The organism is Halonotius roseus, from assembly GCF_006861655.1.
Classification (GTDB): Archaea; Halobacteriota; Halobacteria; order Halobacteriales; family Haloferacaceae; genus Halonotius; species Halonotius roseus.
The window spans coordinates 599,070-616,592 of record NZ_SESI01000002.1 but is presented as its reverse complement, the minus strand read 5'-3'; the positions used below and the strand labels follow the sequence as shown (position 1 = coordinate 616,592).

The following is a 17,523-nucleotide window of genomic DNA, read 5'->3' as shown; positions in this document are numbered from 1 at the left end:
TACTGCTTCCCGGAAGGCGGTCTCGAAGACAAATGTTCTTCATGCCGGGTCGATCTTGGCTTGATTTCTGTGCCGACCTCGCTGAACACGGTGTACCAGCAGCATCCCTCTTGACGTTGGCATATGGGTCAGTACAAGATACAGAGCGTGTAGTCAGCACGCCGACAGCGTTCATTTCGCTCCCGATCTACTGAACCAGTCGTGCTATCCCGAGTGCGCATGAAGTACCCGAAGGTCCTTTCGGTGTGTTTTTGCTCCCGGATTTTTGAAGGTCACCGCATGCCCTCTGAAACGACTGTATTGCTGCGTTCGATTCGGCGGTGGCTGTTGGCTGCAACGTTCCTCCTGGGAGTAACTCTCTCCACTATTGCCCGTGCAGGATACGTTATCTCCGGATACAATGAGGAACTTCTCTTCAATCTGGCCACGGTAGTTGGGATGACGATTGCAGTCGGTGCTGCGTTCTCGTGGCTTGTCGGTACCCCCTCAGAAAATGGCGACGAGGCAACATAGGCCGACGACCGTTGACCAGGCATTCTCATACTCTCGATAGATCGTACGGTGTATATCCAGAATTGAGCGATCATCTGTCTCCGTGGATCGGTCCACACCTCGGGCGATATTCGCGCACTCCATCTTGCACGCTACTCCATCACACTATCACTTCTCTACTGATTGGTTACCAAAGTGAGCAAACGCGTTTGTGACAACCCCGTCAAATCGGTTCGATCCCACGGCCAGCGGTGACGACAGGTATTTCAGATCGTAGCGTTTATATATGATATCAGCGGCATCACGCCGTTCCCGTTCGTCGCTGGAGTGTTCCCATGGACGACACAACCAAGTATCTAATTCACGCCCGGATCGCCGCCAACGGCATCGTTGAGCGGAGCGATGTCGTCGGCGCGGTCTTCGGCCAAACCGAGGGGCTGTTGGGCGATGAGTTGGATCTCCGTGACCTCCAGCAGTCCTCGAAGGTTGGCCGGATCGACGTTGAGATCTCCTCGGAAAACGGCCAATCGTTCGGCGAGCTGACAATCGCCACCAGCCTTGGCAAGGCCGAAACCGCGATCCTCGCGGCTTCCCTGGAGACGATCAACCGCGTTGGCCCCTGCCGGGCCGACATCGAGGTTACCGCCATCGAGGACATCCGGGCGGCCAAACGCCGGGAGATCGTCGACCGCGCCAAGGAGCTGTTGTCGACAGCCTTCGACGAAACCGGCGTCTCCGGGGCTGATCTCGTCGACGACGTGCGAGACTCCGCCCGCGTCGCCGATGTCGTCGACTACGAGGGGCTGCCCGCCGGCCCGCGGGTCGAGAGCTCCGATGCGGTGATCGTCGTTGAAGGCCGGGCCGACGTGCGCCAGCTGCTGGCCTACGGGATCAAAAACGCGATCGCCGTCGAGGGAACCGACGTCCCCGACGCTGTCGCCGATCTCACCGCCGAGCGGACGACGACCGTCTTCGTCGACGGCGATCGCGGCGGCGAGCTCATCCTCCGGGAGCTGCTGCAGGTCGGCGACATCGACTTCGTTGCCTTCGCGCCGCCCGACCGATCGGTCGAGGATCTGTCCCGCTCGGATGTTATCAACCGGCTCCGACAGAAGGTCATCGCCGATCGGCTTCGCGGCGCGCCAAACGTCCGGGAGGCGATCGCCGACATCATCGATGAAACCGCCGACGAGCAACCCCGGTCGGCCGACGACCCTCTCCCATCGGACGACGACGACACCGAGGTCGAGGTCGTTCCGACGAGCTCCCCCGCGGCCTCGCCGTCGCCGCCGTCGGAGCCGACCACAGATACCTCGCCGGATGTCGACGAGGATGCTGACGCACCGACGGAGACGGAGGCTGCTGGGGTCGAGGCCCCCGCCGACGCTGCTGGGGCCCCCGACACCGATCTCGATGTCGACGTGGCTCCCGATAGCAACACTGTCGATACCGATACCACCGTTGCTCCCGACGTGTCCCCGGATTCATCTGACGACGACGCACCCCCGGATTCATCCGAGGATGACGCGGACGCGACCGCCGATACCGACGCGACAGCCGATGAGAGCGAGTCGACCGGTGACGACCCGACGCAGTCGACTGATACCGCCGCCGACGGGCCGCCAGCAACGCTGCGCAGCCACGCCGAGGCGGTCATCGACGAGGGCACCGGAGCCGCGCGGCTGCTCGATGACCACTTTGGGATCATCGCCGAGACCGAGCCGGCCGATCTCATCGAGGCGATCGAGGCCGCCGACGAGCCGTACGCGCTGGTCATCGACGGCGAATGCAGCCAGCGACTCCTCGATGTTGCTGTCCAACACGGCCTCGACCATGTTGTCGCCGCCAGCACCGGCGAGTTCGTCAAAAAGCCGGTCGGGACACGGGTCGTGACCGCCGCGGAGCTACAGCCACCGGAGCCGGAGCTGGAAGTCTAACGCTCCCGCGGATACCGCAGCGTCACCCCGGCGGCGTGGTCGAACTGATCGTCGCTCCGAGCCTGTTCCTGAAACCCCATCGATTCGTAGAGTTCCCGTGCTGCCGTGTTGTCAGCGGCGACATGGACTGTTATCGGGTGGCTGTGTTGTTCGATAAGCGTGCTGAGTAGTGCCGTTGCTCGCCCTTCTCGGCGAGCCCGTGGATCGACGACAAGCTCGGCGAGATGCGTCGACTCGCCTCTCACCGCGAGTAGATAGCCGACGGCCACGTCATCGTCGTCGACCGACACCAGTAACGTGAACGCCGCAGGCGTCGCCGCCAACGCATCCGGCGTCGGCTGAGAGCCGTCTCTGTGCGTGGCGTCGGTTTCTGTGCGTGTGGTGTCGATTTCCGTGCGTGTGGCGTCGGTTTGGGGGATCGCTGTATCCAACAGGGCTGGCGCGGGCTCGGTGAGCTCTGCTTGGAGCGCGCGGAGACGGGCCGCATCGTCGGCTTTCGCACGGCGGATCGTCGATCGCATCACAACAGGGCGACCGCGAGGGCGACGCTGACGACGCCGCCGGTCAGCGTCGCAGAGAGGTTCACCAGCTGGTTGCCGAGCCGATCGCCCTCAAGCGTTGCTCCCAGCACGCTGTCGGTCGTGATCCCGACGAGCCCGCCGACGGCGACGATCGCGGCGGCGAGACCGGCGGTCGAGCCGCTCGGCGAAAGCGGGAGTGTCGCCGCCGATAGCGCGCTGATAATCCCGATGCCGACGACCCCGGCGAGTTCGCCCTGCCAGGTCACCGCGCCGTCGGTGCCGGGATCGACGCGCTCGAAGGTGGTGATAAGCCGCGGCCGATCGTAGAGACAGCCGATCTCACTCGACAGCGTGTCGCCGAGGGCGGTCGCCAGCGAGCCGGCGAAGGCAAACGGGACCGCGAGGCTGACGATCGCCGCTGGCTCGACTAGCTCCCCGGCTGCGGCCGCGATAACCGCCAGCAGGGCAACCCCCGAGTTGGCAAGGACGTTGCTCATCCCGCGGGCACCGTCGTTGTCCTCGGCGACGCCGCGGGCGGCCTTTCGGTCGTAGCGAAACTTCGAGGCCAGCCCGCCGATCGCAAAGAAGGCGATCAACACGGCAAACCAGCCGAATCCGCCGAGGACGATCGTCAACACACCGAGCAAGATCCCGGTCAACATTCCCGAGACGTTGGCCGTCCCAAGCCCGTAGGAGATCCCGCCCAGAACGACGGTGACGACGACCGCGGCGATCAGCTCCGGGGTCGGCACCGAGCCGACCAGGGCGGCGACAAACCAGCTGGCGAGGCCGACTGACAGCACCACGACCGGATCATCCCGTTCGTACAGCAGCTCACGGAGGAGCGCGGCGATCAGCGCGCCGATCACGGCCAGAAAGATCACGGCCGACCACGCGATCGCCTCGTCGACGGCGACCGTGACCGCGGCCTGGCCGGCGATCGCCGCCGGAACGCCGCCGGCGACAAAGCCGGCGACGGCGAGAAACGGGTTGTTGCTGCGGGTGCGGACGGCCTCGGTGCCGAGGTTGCCGAAGCCGAGCACCAACAGCGCGGCGACAAAGATCTCGGCCGGGAGGGCGGCCTGCGGGAGGGCCAACAGGAGGGCAAGCCCGGCGGCCGCAAAGCCGAAGCCGGCCAGCCCGTTGAGCCGCCCATCCTGGCGGTCGCCCGGTCGGGCAAACAGCTCGAACAGCGGGCCGTCGTCGATGAGCACCGCCGCGGCGACGCCGATGGCGGCGAAGGGAACGGCTGTCGCCGCGCCGAGGATCGGGGCCCCAAGCGACAGCAGGGCCACGAGGGCGAACGCACCGGCGCGACGGATCCGTGATGTCACACCACCGGGTATCCCTGACGGCCACTTAACCCTCCCGACACGCCAAAATCGGCGTGTGGCTCTCTCACACCACCGGTTCCTGCCACCGTGATCTTTTCCTGTCGGCACCCCGAGAGCCCGATCGTGCTCTACGAGGCCTACCTCTCCGTTCGGCTCCGCCGGCGGTCGAACCCGCCGCCGGCACACATCGCGGTCGTCATCACCGAACGCGACCTGCTCGAACAGGGTGCCTACGAGACGCTGGGGGACTTTTTCGAGTGGGCCGTCGAGTACGGGGCCGACCGCATCACCGTCTCGGTGAGTGTCCTTGACGAGGCGGTGATCCCGACGCTCAGCCGCGAGCTCACGGCCTTGGAGACGCCACTACCGCTGGCGGTGCGACGCCCGGGCGACACCGAGTCCGTCGACGCGCCGATCCAGGTGAGCATCGGCCTCGGCGGGAAACGCGAGTTTGCTGAAACCGTCCGCCAGCTCGCCGAAGCGGTCGACGCCGGCGAGCTTGATCCCACGGAGATCGACGCCGACGACATCGACGACCGCCTCGTCTTCCGCGATGAGCCCGATCTCGTCATCAAAACGGGAGCCGAGCGGCTTTCGGATTTCATGATCTGGCAGTCGGTCTACTCGGAACTCTACTTCACCGACGTGAACTGGCGGGATTTCCGCAAGCGAGACTACCTGCGTGCGTTGCTGGAGTATGCGGATCGACAGCGGCGGTTCGGGAAGTGAGTACGGATCGACAGCACCGATTTGGAAAGTGATCAGTCGGCCGGCTCGGGAGGCGTGTCGTCGCCCGGCGGATCGAACGCCGCCTCGTCGGCCTCCAGCTCTTCGGTCTCCAGTTCGTCGGCGACGCGGCGGCGACCGGCCTGCGGCAGCTTCTTTCGGAGTCGACCCGCCAGCGCGGCTGCCTCGTCGAGTTCGAGCCGACCGACCGCCCCGACCAGCGCGACCGCACGGTCGATCTTCGTCCGCTGCCACGATTCCTCGCGGGATTCGTAGGTGCGGATCCCCCGCAGGAAGTCGACCTTCGAGAACTCCGGCCAGTAGGGCGCACAGAAGTAGACCGCGGCTTCGTTGCCGTTGGCGTGCCACGGCAGGAAGTTCGAGGTACGCTCGTCGCCGCCGGTGCGGATGATGAGATCGACATCCCGAACCGGTTGACGGTACAGCCGCTGTTCGATAGCTTCGGGGTCAACGTCATCGACGGCGAGGTCGCCGTTGTCGACGGCGGTTGCGACATCGCGGGCCGCACGGAGCAACTCATTTCGGCCGCCATACGCAAGGGCGACGTTGAGCCGGAAGCCCTCGTAGCCCGCGGTTTGCGATTCGGCGTACTCGATGGCCTCACGGACGCGTTCGGGGAGACGTTCGATCTCGCCGATCGCGCGGATACAGACCGCGTTGTCGTGGACGCGGTCGCTGTCGGCGAGTTCGTACAGCTTGTCCTCGATGATATCAAAGAGTGGCTCGCGCTCCTCGGGTGGTCGCTCAAAGTTCTCGGTTGAAAACGCATACAGCGTCAGCTCGTCGATGCCGAGTTCCTCACACCAGTTGAGCACCTGCTCGGAGGTGTTCGCCCCCTCGCGGTGGCCTTCCGGCGCGTCTTCGCCTTGTTTGCGTGCGTATCGGCGATTGCCGTCTTGGATGATGGCGACGTGGTCAGGGCCGTCGCCGATCTCCCGGCGGAGCAGTCGCTCGTAGCTGCGGCGGAACCGACGGGCGAGCGGCGCGTACATCTACCTCCACCCACCGGCCGGAGCTATGTGTCTTTTTTCATCGACAGCGGCGAAAACCGTCGTCGGTATCGACTTGGTCGATCAGGCCAGCTCGTCGATCTTCTCGACGACAGCGTCGGCGAATTCGCTGGTGGCGACCTTCTCGCCGCCCTCGATCTGCCGGTGGAGGTCGTAGGTGACCGTCCCGCTGCTGATCGTCGCCTCGACGGCATCCCGGACGAGCTGTGCCGCGTCGTCCCAGCCGAGATAGTCGAGCATCTCACGGCCCGACAGGATCATCGCCGTCGGGTTGACCTTGTCCTCGCCCTCATATTTCGGCGCGGAGCCGTGGACTGGCTCGGCGAGACAGCGACCGTGGCCGTAGTTCGCGCCCGGCGCGATCCCGAGGCCGCCGATCTGCGCGCCGGCGGCGTCGGACATGTAGTCGCCGTTGAGGTTCATCGTGGCGATCACGTCGTACTCGCTGGTTCGGGTGAGCAGCTGCTGGAGCATGTTGTCGGCGATACGGTCGTTGACAACGAGCGTGTCGTCCGGCTGCTCGCCGTCGTACTCCTCCCAGAGTTCGTCCTCGGTGATGACGTCCTCGCCGTACTCCTCCTCGGCGACCTCATAACCCCAGTCGGAGAACGCACCCTCGGTGAACTTCATGATGTTGCCCTTGTGGACGAGCGTCACCGAATCGCGGTCGTTGGCGAGCGCGTAGTCGATGGCCTCGCGGATGAGTCGCTTCGAGCCGAACTCCGTGATTGGCTTGATCCCGATGCCGACGGGGCCGTCGTGGATCGTGTTGTCGAAGCCCATCTGGTCTTCGACGAACTCCTTGACCTCTTGGACTTCGTCCGTGCCGGCTTCCCACTCGATGCCGGCGTAGACATCCTCGGTGTTCTCCCGGAAGGTGATCATATCCATCGCTTCGGGCTCTTTGACCGGCGAGGGGACGCCGTCGAGGTGGTAGGTCGGCCGGACGTTCGCGTAGAGATCGAGCTTCTTGCGGAGTGCGACGTTCAGCGAGCGAAAGCCAGCACCGACCGGCGTCGTCAACGGCCCTTTGATGGCGACGCGGTGTTCGCGGATGGCGTCAACCGTCTCCTGTGGGAGGTTCTCGTCGTATTTGTCGCGGGCGGAGCCGCCGGCATACACCCGCATCCAGGCGATCGAGCGGCCGGTCGCCTCGGCGGCGGCGTCGAGTACCTGCTGGGCGGCCGGACCGACATCCGAGCCGATCCCGTCGCCGTGTAGGATCGGGATGATTGGTGTATCGGGCACGTTCAGCTCCCCGGTTTCCTCGTCGGCGAGCGTGATGACCTCACCGTCGTCGGGGATATCGATCTGCTCGTAGCTCATAGACGGTGCAGGGTCTTTGTGGAATCGTAAAAGGCCTGCCGTTTGTCTCGTGACAGCACGGCGGTCATCGACGCTGTTCGGTTCCGTTTTGTCAGTACGGTGTGACCTGCATCCCGTTCGGTACCACTTGTTGGTGTTCGGTGTTGTGGCCGACAGATCGCGTCTACGCGCGATGCCGGCGATCACTCTATTCGTGCAGCCATGCCTGTCGAAACCGCTTTGCGGCCACCAGCCAACACTCACTCATGAGCATTGGTGAACTCGATTCCGACGCCGTCGACAGCTACCGCGAGGCCGGCGCAATCCTCGTCGAAACGATGAACGACGCCCGCGAGATGATCGAGCCCGGCGTTACCCACCTCGAAGTCGCCGAATACGCCGAGGATGCCATCCGCGAGGCCGGCGCGGGGTTGGCGTTCCCGGTCAACATCTCGGTTGACGAGGCGGCCTCCCACGCCACGCCCGCCCGCGATGACGACACCGAGTTCGGCGACGAGATGGTCTGTCTCGACATTGGCGTCCACGTCGATGGCTACATCGCCGACGCCGCCGTCACCGTTGATTACACCGGCCACGATGACATGGTTGCTGCCGCCGAGGACGCACTGGAAGCTGCTGTCGGCGCGGTCGGGCCGGGTGTCGAAACCGGCACGGTCGGCGCGGCAATCGAGAACGCTATCGAGGGTCGCGGCTACACCCCAATCCTCAATCTGACGGGCCACGGCGTCGAACGCTACGACGCTCACACCGGCCCGAGCATCCCGAACCGCGCGGTCGACCGCAGTGTCGAACTCGAAGTCGGCGATGTGATCGCTATCGAGCCGTTCGCTACCGACGGCCGGGGGAAGGTCGGCGAGGGCGCGACCGAGGAGATCTACGAGCAGGTCGGCGACGGCTCCGTGCGGGATCGACGCGCTCGGCAGGTCATGGAGGAGCTGGAGGCCTTCGATGATCTCCCGTTTGCGGCCCGCTGGCTCGACAGTTCGCGGTCGGCGATGGCTCTCCGTACGCTGAAAAACGCGGATATCATCAAGGGGTATCCCGTGCTGAAGGAAGCTGACGGTCAGCTCATCAGCCAGGCCGAACACACCATGATCGTCACCGAGGACGGCTGTGAGGTGACGACGGCGGGGATTCACGACTTCGACTGACGGATATTCACACCGTCAGCACAGCCCTCAACCGGTCAGAATGTCTCCCAGTCGATGACTTCCACGTCGTCGATCCGCTCGAAGTCATCGACGTTGGCGGTGACAACAGGGAGCTGTTGTGTCCGAGCCGTCGCCGCAATGTAGACATCGTGGAGATCATCGAGCGGCCGACCCTGCTCTTTGAGTGAGCCGATGGTCCGTGCGGCTGTCGTTGCGATCGGCCGTGAGATCGGGTGGATATCGAAGCGAGCGATCAGTCTGGTGAGCTTGTCCTGTGCCTCCCGGTAGGCGTCGGTTCCGGGCTCGTACTGCAGTTCGAGGCCTAACTGGAGTTCGGTCACCGTGACCATGCTGAGCAGATGGCGACCCTGCTCGTCGAGGGTTGCGACCTTGTCATCAACGCCGCCGCGATCGATATCGACGACAACGGAGGTATCAAGCAGTTTCATCGGTGATCCGCTCGACTGTCCCGCGGCTCAGCGATTCGATCTCGTCGCTAACTTGGTCGGCCGTCTCAGCATCGAACACCTGCTGGCCCGAAACCTCAGCAAGCGTCCCACCGCTGTCGAGTTTCTCGTCGATGACCTCGCTGAAACTCCGGTCACCCTTCTCCCGTTTCAGGCGACGATACACGTCGTCGCTGATGGCGATATTCTTGCTCATACGCTTCGTATGGGTACCCATACACAAAAAGATAGCTTGCGGATCAACCACCCGAGTGCGGCCGACGGTACCACTAACATCCCGAGGCAACAGCCCCCTGTATGGAGCAGATCTTCGCGCCGTGGCGGATCGACTGGGTCGAACGCGATCCCGAGCAAAAGACGATCGACGGCTGTCCGTTCTGCGTCCTCCCCGAGCGCGAGGCCGACCGCGAAAGCCGGATCGTCGCCCGCAGCGAGCACAGCTTCGCGCTGCTCAACAACTACCCCTACAATCCGGGCCATCTCATGATCATCCCGTATCGCCACGTCGGCGAGTACGAAGCCCTCAGCCGCGCCGAACTGCTGGATCACGCTCGGCTCAAACAGCTCGCTATCGACGCACTCCACGACGGCCTCGGGCCTGACGGTCTCAACATGGGGATGAACCTCGGCGAGGGCGCGGGTGGCTCGATCGGCGACCATCTCCACACGCATCTCGTGCCGCGCTGGGAAGGCGACACGAATTTCATGCCCGTCATCGGCGAGACGAACGTCATCGTTGAAGCCGTCGACGACACCTACGAGCGACTCCATGAGGGATTTGCGTCCCAGCCCGGTGCCGTCGTCGATGACGACGCTGAGAGCGACGACAGCGACAACGCCGAGCAAGCGGTCGAATTCGCGTTCGATCTCACGGTCGACGACGACACCGAGTAGGGGTATTGCCGCAGCCCGTCGACCGCTAAGACCAGCCGATTTTTGCCCGTCGCGGGCAACCCCTCAGCTATGAACGACGAGACGCCGGTGCTCGACAACCACATGCATCTCGATCCCGACGCCGCCCGCGGGATGGACGCCGTCGACGACTTCGTCCATTTGGGTGGCACCCACCTCCTCGTCGTCAACAAGCCATCGTGGCATCTCGGCGTTGAGTCGACCGATCCCGAGGACTTTCGCTCGGTTTTCGAAACCACCCTTGACATCGTTGCCGACGCGACCGAGCGGCTGCCGGGGCGGGCGTGGCCGATCCTCGGCGTCCACCCCGGCCTGATCAGCCGGCTCATCGACGACCGCGGCTGCTCGCCGGACGAGGCCGCCGACCTGATGCAACGTGTCCTCGAAATCGCCGCCGAATATGTCGAATCGGGCGACGCGCTCGCGCTGAAATCCGGGCGACCACACTACGAGGTCGACGATGCCGTCTGGGGGGCCTCCAACGACGTGATGAAACACGCCTTCGAGCTGGGAGCCGATCTCGACTGCGCCGTCCAGCTCCACACCGAGGCCAGCGAGGATCTCACCGAGGTCGCCGACTGGGCCGAGGCGCGCGGGCTCGATCCGCTCCATGTCGTAAAACACTACGCCAGCGGCCGCCTCGCAGGCCCGACGCCGAGCGTCATGTGCAAAAAAGAGTGGCTGGAGACCGCTGCCGAACACGAGGCACCGTTTCTGATGGAGACCGACTATGTCGACGACCCCGACCGGCTGGGTGCGGTCATGGGGCCGAAAACTGTCCCCCGGCGCGTCCGGTGGCTCCGCGAGGAGGGGTATGACGAGGCGATCGAGACCGCCCATGTCGAAACGCCGAAGCGGGTCTACGGCATCGATACCCGTCGAACGCTTGGGTAGGCCACAGAAGGGTGGGTAGCGGCCCAAACGAGAAGAAAGGCCTTTGAGTGCGCCCCCGGAGACACAAGTATGACCGATGAGGACGAGCCAGCCGAGACGTTTTACTCGGAAGATCGCTGGCAGAACTGGCTGACGCGGGTCGGCGAGGAGGATCTCGATCCCGAAAGCGAGGACTTCGCCCGGCTCTACTTCAATCTGCAAAACGACACCACCATCGCCATCGCCAAGATCATCACCGCCGTCGAGGACGGCCATCTCGACGAGGAGGAAGCCCTCGACAAGCTGGAGTTTATCAACGACATCGTGTTGGCCGAACCGGAGTTCGACGCCGAGAACAAGCTACTGTTGCTCGATAGCGTCCAGACCAGCCTCATCCCCGTCTTCTATGCCGCCGAGGAGTACCTGATCGGTGGGGCCGTCGAGGAACAGCCGCTCGCGGACAACATCACCGCGGCTGTCGACGCGGCCGCCGAGGAGGATGAGGATGCTGCCCTCGCGTACCTCGTTCAAGCCGGTACCCAGATTATCGACGGCACCGAGTTCGACGGCAGCGACATCGAGGAACTCGACTCCTGGCTCGTCTCCGAGTGGCTCAACGGGCTTGATAGCCTACAGGATGCCTTCGCCGATCCGGAAGTCATCGAAGAGGACGACGACTGAGCCGGCTGTTTTACGACAATCGACGTTATTCGTATCGACACACCCATAAGCCACCTCGGGCAACCTCGCGTATGGAACCTGTCGGCATCGACGCGGTTGAGGTCTGGACCGGCAAGCTCAAGCTCGATCTGCCGGAGACCTTCGCCCCACAGAAGGGCGAGGATCCGGACAAATACCGCAAGGGGATCGGCTTGGTCGCCTCGTCGTTCCCGGATCTCTACGAGGATATCGTCACCATGGGCGCAAACGCCGCCAAGCGACTCATGGAGCGCAAAGACCTTTCGCCCGATGACATCGGCCGGATCGACGTTGCCACCGAGTCGGCGTTCGACAACTCAAAGCCGGTCTCGACGTATATCGCCGGCTGTCTCGAACAGTATTTCGACGGCGAGTTCCGCCACGCCAACAAGGGCGAACGGAAGTTTGCCTGCGTCGCCGGCACCCAATCGATCGACGACGCCTACAACTGGATCCGCGCGGGTCGCAATCGCGGCCGGGCCGCGCTGGTCATCGCCACCGACACCGCCCTCTATGCCCGTGGCGATCCCGGCGAGGCCACCCAGGGCGCGGGCGCGGTTGCCATGCTCATCGATGAAGACCCTGATCTCGTCGAGATCTCGAACGAGCAGGGGTACGGCAGCATGGACGAGACCGACTTCCTGAAGCCGAACCAGCAGTTCCCGTCGGTCGACGGCAAGCGATCGATGCAAGTATACCTTTCGCGCATGCGCGAAGCGGTCGAAGACTTCGAATCCGTCGCCTGGGATATGCATCCCGACGATTTCGCCTACGTCCCGTTCCACACCCCGTTCCCGGGGATGGTTCGGAAGGCCGCCCTCCTTGGCTACCGGCATATGAGCCGCGACACCGAGATCGAGGACGCCCTCGCCGACGAGATCGGCCGCCAGCCACGCGAGGACGACTACGCCTCCCGAGAGGCCTACGAGGAGGCGATCCGCGACTACATGGACGATCTCAAGGAGACCGACCAGTATCGGGCGTGGTACGATCGCACCATCGAGCCGACGCTCAATATCTCCCGACACGTCGGCAACTGGTACACCGGCTCGGTACATATCGCCCGGATCGCCGCCCTCCAGTATGCCGCCGAGGAGGAGCGGGATCTCGCCGGCGAGAAGCTGCTGGTCGGATCGTACGGCTCCGGCGCGCAGGCGGAAATCCACGCCGAAACGGTTCAGCCGGCGTGGGAAACCGAAATCGACCAACTCAACGTCGACGCCCAACTCCAGGCTCGATACGATCTCTCGTATTCGGAGTACGAACAGGTACACGACAGCCACAACCACGAGAAGGGGGCTGTCGACATCGATGATTTCACCGAGCCGAGCGACGAGTTTGTGTTTACCGGCTGGGGGCGGATGAACGAGCGCAAATACGAGTACGTCGAGTAATCACACGTACTACTCTCACTCCTCAGTAAGCAACGATCGCGCCCGTTGGACATAGCTATTCGCGCTCCAGCTGCGTGTGTCGCTGATTTCCGTAAGTAGTTCTCGAGCTTCTTCGGGTGGCAGGGTGTCGGTTCGAACGAGCACCGAAAGGAAGGTCGGCGTTGTGATGAGTCGTGTATCAGCAAGCGATGCGTGGAGGATCCCGATCTGGGTAAACTCATCACAGAGCAGTACGGCAGCGTCGGTCTCGTTAGCAAGAGTCACGGCAGCGTTTTCGCCGTCATCCAGCGGAAACTCCGCATCGAGCGCAACTGAGCGGGTCGTCATCGAATCGGTTCGATCGCACACGAGCTCTGCGGCGCGTCCGTGGGCATCGTCGTAGGCGGCGATCTCCTGTAGCTCGTCGATGACGGCCGTTGGGACGACAACATCGTACCGGGTGAGACACATCGAGAGCGGATCTGGTGGCTCGCCCGCACCGATCCCGAGACTGACGATCCCGGATGTATCCGGCACAAGGATCGACATCTATGTCTCGGCTACCTCATCGATGAAGTCGTTGTCTAACTGCTGTTTTAGCACCCGAAGATTCGCAGCTTCCGCCGCACCCAGCAGCGTTTCCACCTGTTTGCTGGTGATCTCATCGTCGTAGTAGGCGGCTGCGATCTCTTGGACGAGCGTGTCGTCGTGGGTCGCCTCCTGGAGATACTCCCGGAGTGCGGTCACAAGGATATCCGTTCGGTTTTCACCGAGCACATCCGCAAGCGCGTCGGTGCGATCGATCAGTCGATCGGGAGCCCGAAACTGGACGCGCTTTTTTTCGCTACTCATTGGGTATACCGTGTGTCTCTCTCGACTTGTACCTTTGTGTGTGTACAATGTGAGTTCAGTATTCCTTGCCAGCCGCATGCTGCTCAACCCAGATCAGCCCGCGGTGACGGTGGGCTCACGACTCATGATATCCGACAGCAGCTGTGTTATCGCCAGCCACAGCTACGGACTAGAAGAGAGCCACATCCTCACGCGAGGATGTGTTGTCGCTGGAGAAGCTCCAGCGTTCAGATAACGCGGTTCTGGAGGTAATCGAGGTGTTTGGCGTTGTAGACGATCTTCACCTCGTCGGCGTCCGGGCTGCCGATGCAGGTGAGTCGGACGTTTTTCTCCTCGACCTCTTCGTCCGAGAGGATCTGCTGCATGTCCATGTCGATGTCGCCCTCCTTGACGATGGCCGCGCAGTTCGCACACGCGCCGGCGCGACACGAGAAGGGCCAATCGTAGCCCTGGGCCTCGGCGGATTCGAGGATATACTCGCCTTCGTTGACATCGAGTTCGCCGTAATCCTCGCCGTCAAGCCCAGCATCCTCGGCCTTATCGAAGAGGTCGTCGTCGTCCATCTCCCAGCCGTGATCGTCGAGCACTTCGTAGTTGAGGTAGGTTACCGTTGGCATCATCTGACGGTTGGACACCCACTGCATTAGACTTTGCTGTTCCCGCAGGTTCGGGCTCCCTTTGTTCATGTTTCAACCCCAGCCGGCCACAACCACCGGACACACCCGCATATCGACGGCGCGAAACAATGAAGAGGACTGCGGAACGAACAGTAGGACATGAGTGAGGCAGTGGTGGCGGATTTCGCCGGTCGGTTCTACACCGAGAAGATGGAGACGATGGAACCGATCACCGGCCGCGTGCTCCTCAGCCGCAAGCAGCTGGTGTTGGTGACCGACGACCAGGAGACCCGCATCCCGCTGGCCTCGGTCGTCGACACCAACATCGGCTCGCCACCACAGGCGTTCAAACAGTTCTTCAACGATACCATCACCATCGCCTACAAGAAGGACGGCCAACAGAAGGTCGCGGTCATCGAAGGCACCGGCCAAAACGTCGAGAAGTTCAAAACCGTCTTTTTCAAGGTCATCATCGGCGGCCAAACCGTGATCGTCAAACACCCGGCCAAACGCGGTGGGCGGATCACCGACGCCAGCGACCGAAAGATGAAACTCGGCTTGAAACGCGGCCAGTTGGATCTCGAAGCCAACGACGAAACGGTGACGATCGATCTGGGTGGCGTCATCGACTTCGGCCGCGAGCACCGCGATATCGGCGGGAAAACCCGCCCGACGCTGTCGGTCGATCACTCCGAGGGCGGAACGACGTTGACGACGCTTGTCACGCTGCCGAACGGCCGGAAGCTCAATCTGTTGGGCCGGTACGTCCGGCTCGAATACAGCGACATCATGGAGGATCTCCAGGAGATCGAGGTCGGCGAGGAGGAGGTCGAAACCCTTGTCTCGCTGTACAGTGCCGGCGGCAGCGCGGAGCTCGGGATGCTTGTGACCGGCGATATCAACGAAACAAAGGCCATCGTCGACCGGCTCAAGGAGAAGGAACTCGTCGAGGACGGCGACAAGGGGCTGTCGTTGACAGCGAAAGGCCAGGTCATCGTCAACAAGAAGATCGAATCCGTCAACGCGTAGGCTTCCGGCAGGTGGAACCTACTGTTCGTTTTCCCCGATTACTGCTCGTTCATCGCTTCGCTGGCGATGTTGCGCCCCCGGGAGTTCAGCGTCACCTCGTGGCGCGTCCGCACCTCATCGACGATATCGAGCTCGATGAGCTTCTCGAAGGTTTCCTCGACATTGTCGACATCCTGACCGATGAACGCCGGGATCTCGAATGGTGACACCCCGGAGTACAGTGCCATCAGCACCTCCTTTTCCGAGGGATCGAGATCGACGTTGGCCTCACTCCGGCGTTCGCCCTCCTTGAGAAATGATTGGACAAACGCACAGGTTCGTTGCGGCCCCGTAAGATGTGTCTCGACGGACGTTTGGCCTTCGACGTGGGAGACCTGGATCACGGTTCGCTCATCGCCGCCGATCTCCCGCTGTTCGGTGTTGATCTCGCTGATCTCCTCCAGTTCGAGTTCGACGAACGTCCCGCTTTGGAGCGCGGTGGCGATCGCCTCCGCCTCGACCTTCAGTCGGGCTTTCTCCCAGGAGGTGTCCTGGACAACACCGCCCTCGACAGCCGGATGTTTTGCCTTGACGATGTTTTCGTCAAGCACCGCCCTGAAGAACGCCGTTTTGAACTCATCGTGGTCGGCCGCCGAGACCAACATGACGTCCTCGCCGAGTTTGAGTGCCAGATAGTTCGAGGCCGCCGCGATCGACTGGCTGGCGTCCTGTCGCCCCGAGAGCCCGGAGATATCCGAAAGGGCGATCGTCCGCTTGCCGTCGTTGCCGGCAAGGATGAGACGGCGATTCGACAGCAGGATCCGCCCCTGTGACCAGTCGACATTGTTGAGCTGTCGTCCGTCTCTGACCGCCATGGCGAACCGCCCTTTCGTGTCCGCGATCTTGTATTCGCCCTCACTCATCGCTACTCACCGCCCCACACCGGGTGCAGATGGATTCATGTTATTGTACTGTCTCGCCCCTCTGTAATATCATTATCGACCTTTGAGCTTTGATATCGCCGAGAACGCTCGCTTCCGCACCTGTTTACTATCATCCTCAGTAAGACTTTCGACGACATCGCGGGACTGTTCGCCGCCGACCTTCCCGAGGATGAACACGGCCTGTGCGCGGGCGTCGTCGGGCGCGTCACTTTGCACCAGATCCAACAGCTCCTCTTCGACGCGTTTGCCACCCATCTCCGCGAGGCTGGTGGCCGCAAACTGGGCGGTTTGGGTGTCGTCGCTTTCGAGCGCGTCGACGAGCACCTCGACGGTTTTCGGGTTGGGTTCGTCGACGACCCGCCCGAGGAACCACGCGGCGTTGCGGCGTTGGCGTCGCTGGCTGCTCTCCTCTAAGATCTCGACGATCGGCACAACGGTCGCATCGTCGGCATCTTGGAGCTCGTTGACGATCCGCTCGCGGATCGAGTGGCTCTTTTGGGTGTCGACGTTCGACAGCAGCTCGATGATCGAGTAGATCGCCGCGCTTCGCACCCCGCCGTCGGGGTCGTTCAACGCCGACGCCAACGGCTCGACCACATCCGCGGTGCCGGCCTCCCCTAACGCTGAGGCGGCGATCCGCCGGATCGACGTGTTGTCGGCGTCCATCATATTTTTCAGCGCGGCAAGTGCCTGGTCGGTGCCGATCGCCGACAGCGCGATCGCCGCCTCGTGGCGCACCTGGCCGTTGGGATCCGAGAGCCGATCGATCAACGCCGGCACCGCCGAGGCGTGGTTGATCTCGCCGAGGGCCATACAGACGCGCTGTCTGACGCGGGGATCGCTATCGCCGAGCGTGTTTTTCAGCGAGTTGATCCCGGATTCGTCGCCGAGCTTGCCGAGCGCGGAGGCCGCCGCCATCCGCAGCTCGGGGATGTTCGAGGACAGGGCCTTGGCAAACCGCTTTGCGACCGCCCAATCCGCACCCTGTTCGATCTTCTCGCCGGTGATCTCGACGAGCAGCTCCTCGACGGCCTCCGCGCCGATCTCATCGAGGCCATCGACGGCCGCGGCTTTGACCGCGCCGGACTCGTCGGTGACCGCAACCGTGACAATCGTCTCGATGGTGTCGGTATCCTCGGTGGTGGCGACCTCGCCGAGCAGCTCACAGGCCCGTTTCCGCACCGCCGCGCTGTCGCTCTCCAACAGCATCTCTTCGAGCCCGTCAACATCGCCGGATCGCGCGAGATCGTACAACGACAT

General features: G+C 63.1%; 20 protein-coding genes. 9 read left to right on the top strand and 11 right to left on the bottom strand.

Going from position 1 to position 17,523, the window contains the following annotated elements; translation table 11 throughout:
• Positions 1–219: 219 nt before the first annotated feature.
• Positions 220–513 carry a hypothetical protein gene (locus EWF95_RS09185; RefSeq protein ID WP_142443757.1) on the top strand — a complete coding sequence of 98 codons (294 nt, stop codon included), beginning with the start codon at positions 220–222 and terminating at the stop codon, positions 511–513.
• Positions 514–827: 314 nt separating this feature from the next.
• Entirely contained in the window at positions 828–2,429 is a 1,602-nt protein-coding gene (gene dnaG, locus EWF95_RS09180; protein ID WP_142443756.1) for a DNA primase DnaG, read from the top strand.
• Here dnaG and EWF95_RS09175 read toward each other — a convergent pair.
• Positions 2,426–2,950 carry a GNAT family N-acetyltransferase gene (locus EWF95_RS09175; protein ID WP_142443755.1) on the bottom strand — a complete coding sequence of 175 codons (525 nt, stop codon included), beginning with the start codon at positions 2,948–2,950 and terminating at the stop codon, positions 2,426–2,428. The two genes, dnaG and EWF95_RS09175, sit on opposite strands and share 4 nt — an antisense overlap.
• Positions 2,950–4,284: a DUF92 domain-containing protein gene (locus EWF95_RS09170; protein WP_142443754.1), complete on the bottom strand. Its 1,335-nt coding sequence runs from the start codon at positions 4,282–4,284 to the stop codon at positions 2,950–2,952. Before EWF95_RS09170 ends, EWF95_RS09175 begins: the two co-directional genes overlap by 1 nt.
• 120 nt (positions 4,285–4,404) lie before the next feature.
• Between EWF95_RS09170 and EWF95_RS09165 the strand changes: the two genes are divergently transcribed.
• Positions 4,405–5,013 (top strand): undecaprenyl diphosphate synthase family protein, encoded by a 609-nt coding sequence (locus EWF95_RS09165; RefSeq protein ID WP_142443936.1) that lies wholly within the window; start codon positions 4,405–4,407, stop codon positions 5,011–5,013.
• A 32-nt stretch (positions 5,014–5,045) separates the two neighbouring features.
• On the opposite strand, the gene uppS is transcribed toward EWF95_RS09165, so the two are convergent.
• Complete coding sequence (uppS, locus tag EWF95_RS09160) at positions 5,046–6,023, bottom strand: polyprenyl diphosphate synthase (protein WP_142443753.1); 978 nt, start codon at positions 6,021–6,023, stop codon at positions 5,046–5,048.
• A gap of 81 nt (positions 6,024–6,104) precedes the next feature.
• The gene (gene icd, locus EWF95_RS09155; protein ID WP_142443752.1) at positions 6,105–7,367 is read right to left on the bottom strand and encodes an isocitrate dehydrogenase (NADP(+)); all 1,263 of its coding nucleotides are present in this window, start codon (positions 7,365–7,367) and stop codon (positions 6,105–6,107) included.
• A 245-nt stretch (positions 7,368–7,612) separates the two neighbouring features.
• Between icd and map the strand changes: the two genes are divergently transcribed.
• Positions 7,613–8,518 carry a type II methionyl aminopeptidase gene (gene map, locus EWF95_RS09150; protein ID WP_142443751.1) on the top strand — a complete coding sequence of 302 codons (906 nt, stop codon included), beginning with the start codon at positions 7,613–7,615 and terminating at the stop codon, positions 8,516–8,518.
• 35 nt (positions 8,519–8,553) lie between these two features.
• On the opposite strand, the gene EWF95_RS09145 is transcribed toward map, so the two are convergent.
• Both EWF95_RS09145 and EWF95_RS09140 read right to left on the bottom strand, forming a co-directional pair.
• A complete protein-coding gene (locus tag EWF95_RS09145; RefSeq protein WP_142443750.1) occupies positions 8,554–8,967 on the bottom strand; it encodes a type II toxin-antitoxin system VapC family toxin in 414 nt (137 codons plus the stop codon).
• Positions 8,954–9,181: an antitoxin VapB family protein gene (locus EWF95_RS09140; RefSeq protein ID WP_142443749.1), complete on the bottom strand. Its 228-nt coding sequence runs from the start codon at positions 9,179–9,181 to the stop codon at positions 8,954–8,956. Before EWF95_RS09140 ends, EWF95_RS09145 begins: the two co-directional genes overlap by 14 nt.
• Positions 9,182–9,282: 101 nt before the next feature.
• Between EWF95_RS09140 and EWF95_RS09135 the strand changes: the two genes are divergently transcribed.
• From EWF95_RS09135 to hmgB, 4 genes are all read left to right on the top strand, one after another.
• Positions 9,283–9,879: an HIT family protein gene (locus tag EWF95_RS09135; RefSeq protein ID WP_142443748.1), complete on the top strand. Its 597-nt coding sequence runs from the start codon at positions 9,283–9,285 to the stop codon at positions 9,877–9,879.
• Between the two features lie 69 nt (positions 9,880–9,948).
• Positions 9,949–10,791, top strand: a complete 843-nt coding sequence (locus EWF95_RS09130) for a TatD family hydrolase (RefSeq protein ID WP_142443747.1) — start codon at positions 9,949–9,951, stop codon at positions 10,789–10,791.
• 69 nt (positions 10,792–10,860) lie between these two features.
• Positions 10,861–11,451, top strand: a complete 591-nt coding sequence (locus tag EWF95_RS09125; RefSeq protein ID WP_142443746.1) for a DUF2150 family protein — start codon at positions 10,861–10,863, stop codon at positions 11,449–11,451.
• Between the two features lie 71 nt (positions 11,452–11,522).
• On the top strand, positions 11,523–12,863 hold the full coding sequence (hmgB, locus tag EWF95_RS09120) for a hydroxymethylglutaryl-CoA synthase (RefSeq protein WP_142443745.1): 1,341 nt from the start codon (positions 11,523–11,525) through the stop codon (positions 12,861–12,863).
• A 15-nt stretch (positions 12,864–12,878) separates the two neighbouring features.
• Here hmgB and EWF95_RS09115 read toward each other — a convergent pair whose 3' ends face one another.
• From EWF95_RS09115 to fer, 3 genes are all read right to left on the bottom strand, one after another.
• Entirely contained in the window at positions 12,879–13,391 is a 513-nt protein-coding gene (locus tag EWF95_RS09115; RefSeq protein ID WP_142443744.1) for a hypothetical protein, read from the bottom strand.
• On the bottom strand, positions 13,392–13,694 hold the full coding sequence (locus EWF95_RS09110; RefSeq protein ID WP_142443743.1) for a hypothetical protein: 303 nt from the start codon (positions 13,692–13,694) through the stop codon (positions 13,392–13,394).
• 227 nt (positions 13,695–13,921) lie between these two features.
• Entirely contained in the window at positions 13,922–14,311 is a 390-nt protein-coding gene (gene fer, locus EWF95_RS09105) for a ferredoxin Fer (RefSeq protein WP_142443742.1), read from the bottom strand.
• 159 nt (positions 14,312–14,470) lie between these two features.
• Here fer and EWF95_RS09100 point away from each other — a divergent pair, with 159 nt between their 5' ends.
• A complete protein-coding gene (locus tag EWF95_RS09100) occupies positions 14,471–15,340 on the top strand; it encodes a CheF family chemotaxis protein (protein ID WP_142443741.1) in 870 nt (289 codons plus the stop codon).
• Between the two features lie 38 nt (positions 15,341–15,378).
• Here the strand turns inward: EWF95_RS09100 and EWF95_RS09095 are convergent, their stop codons facing one another.
• Positions 15,379–16,242 carry a CheF family chemotaxis protein gene (locus EWF95_RS09095; protein ID WP_142443740.1) on the bottom strand — a complete coding sequence of 288 codons (864 nt, stop codon included), beginning with the start codon at positions 16,240–16,242 and terminating at the stop codon, positions 15,379–15,381.
• 72 nt (positions 16,243–16,314) lie between these two features.
• Positions 16,315–17,523, bottom strand: coding sequence for a HEAT repeat domain-containing protein (locus EWF95_RS09090; protein WP_142443739.1), 1,209 nt, complete (start codon positions 17,521–17,523; stop codon positions 16,315–16,317).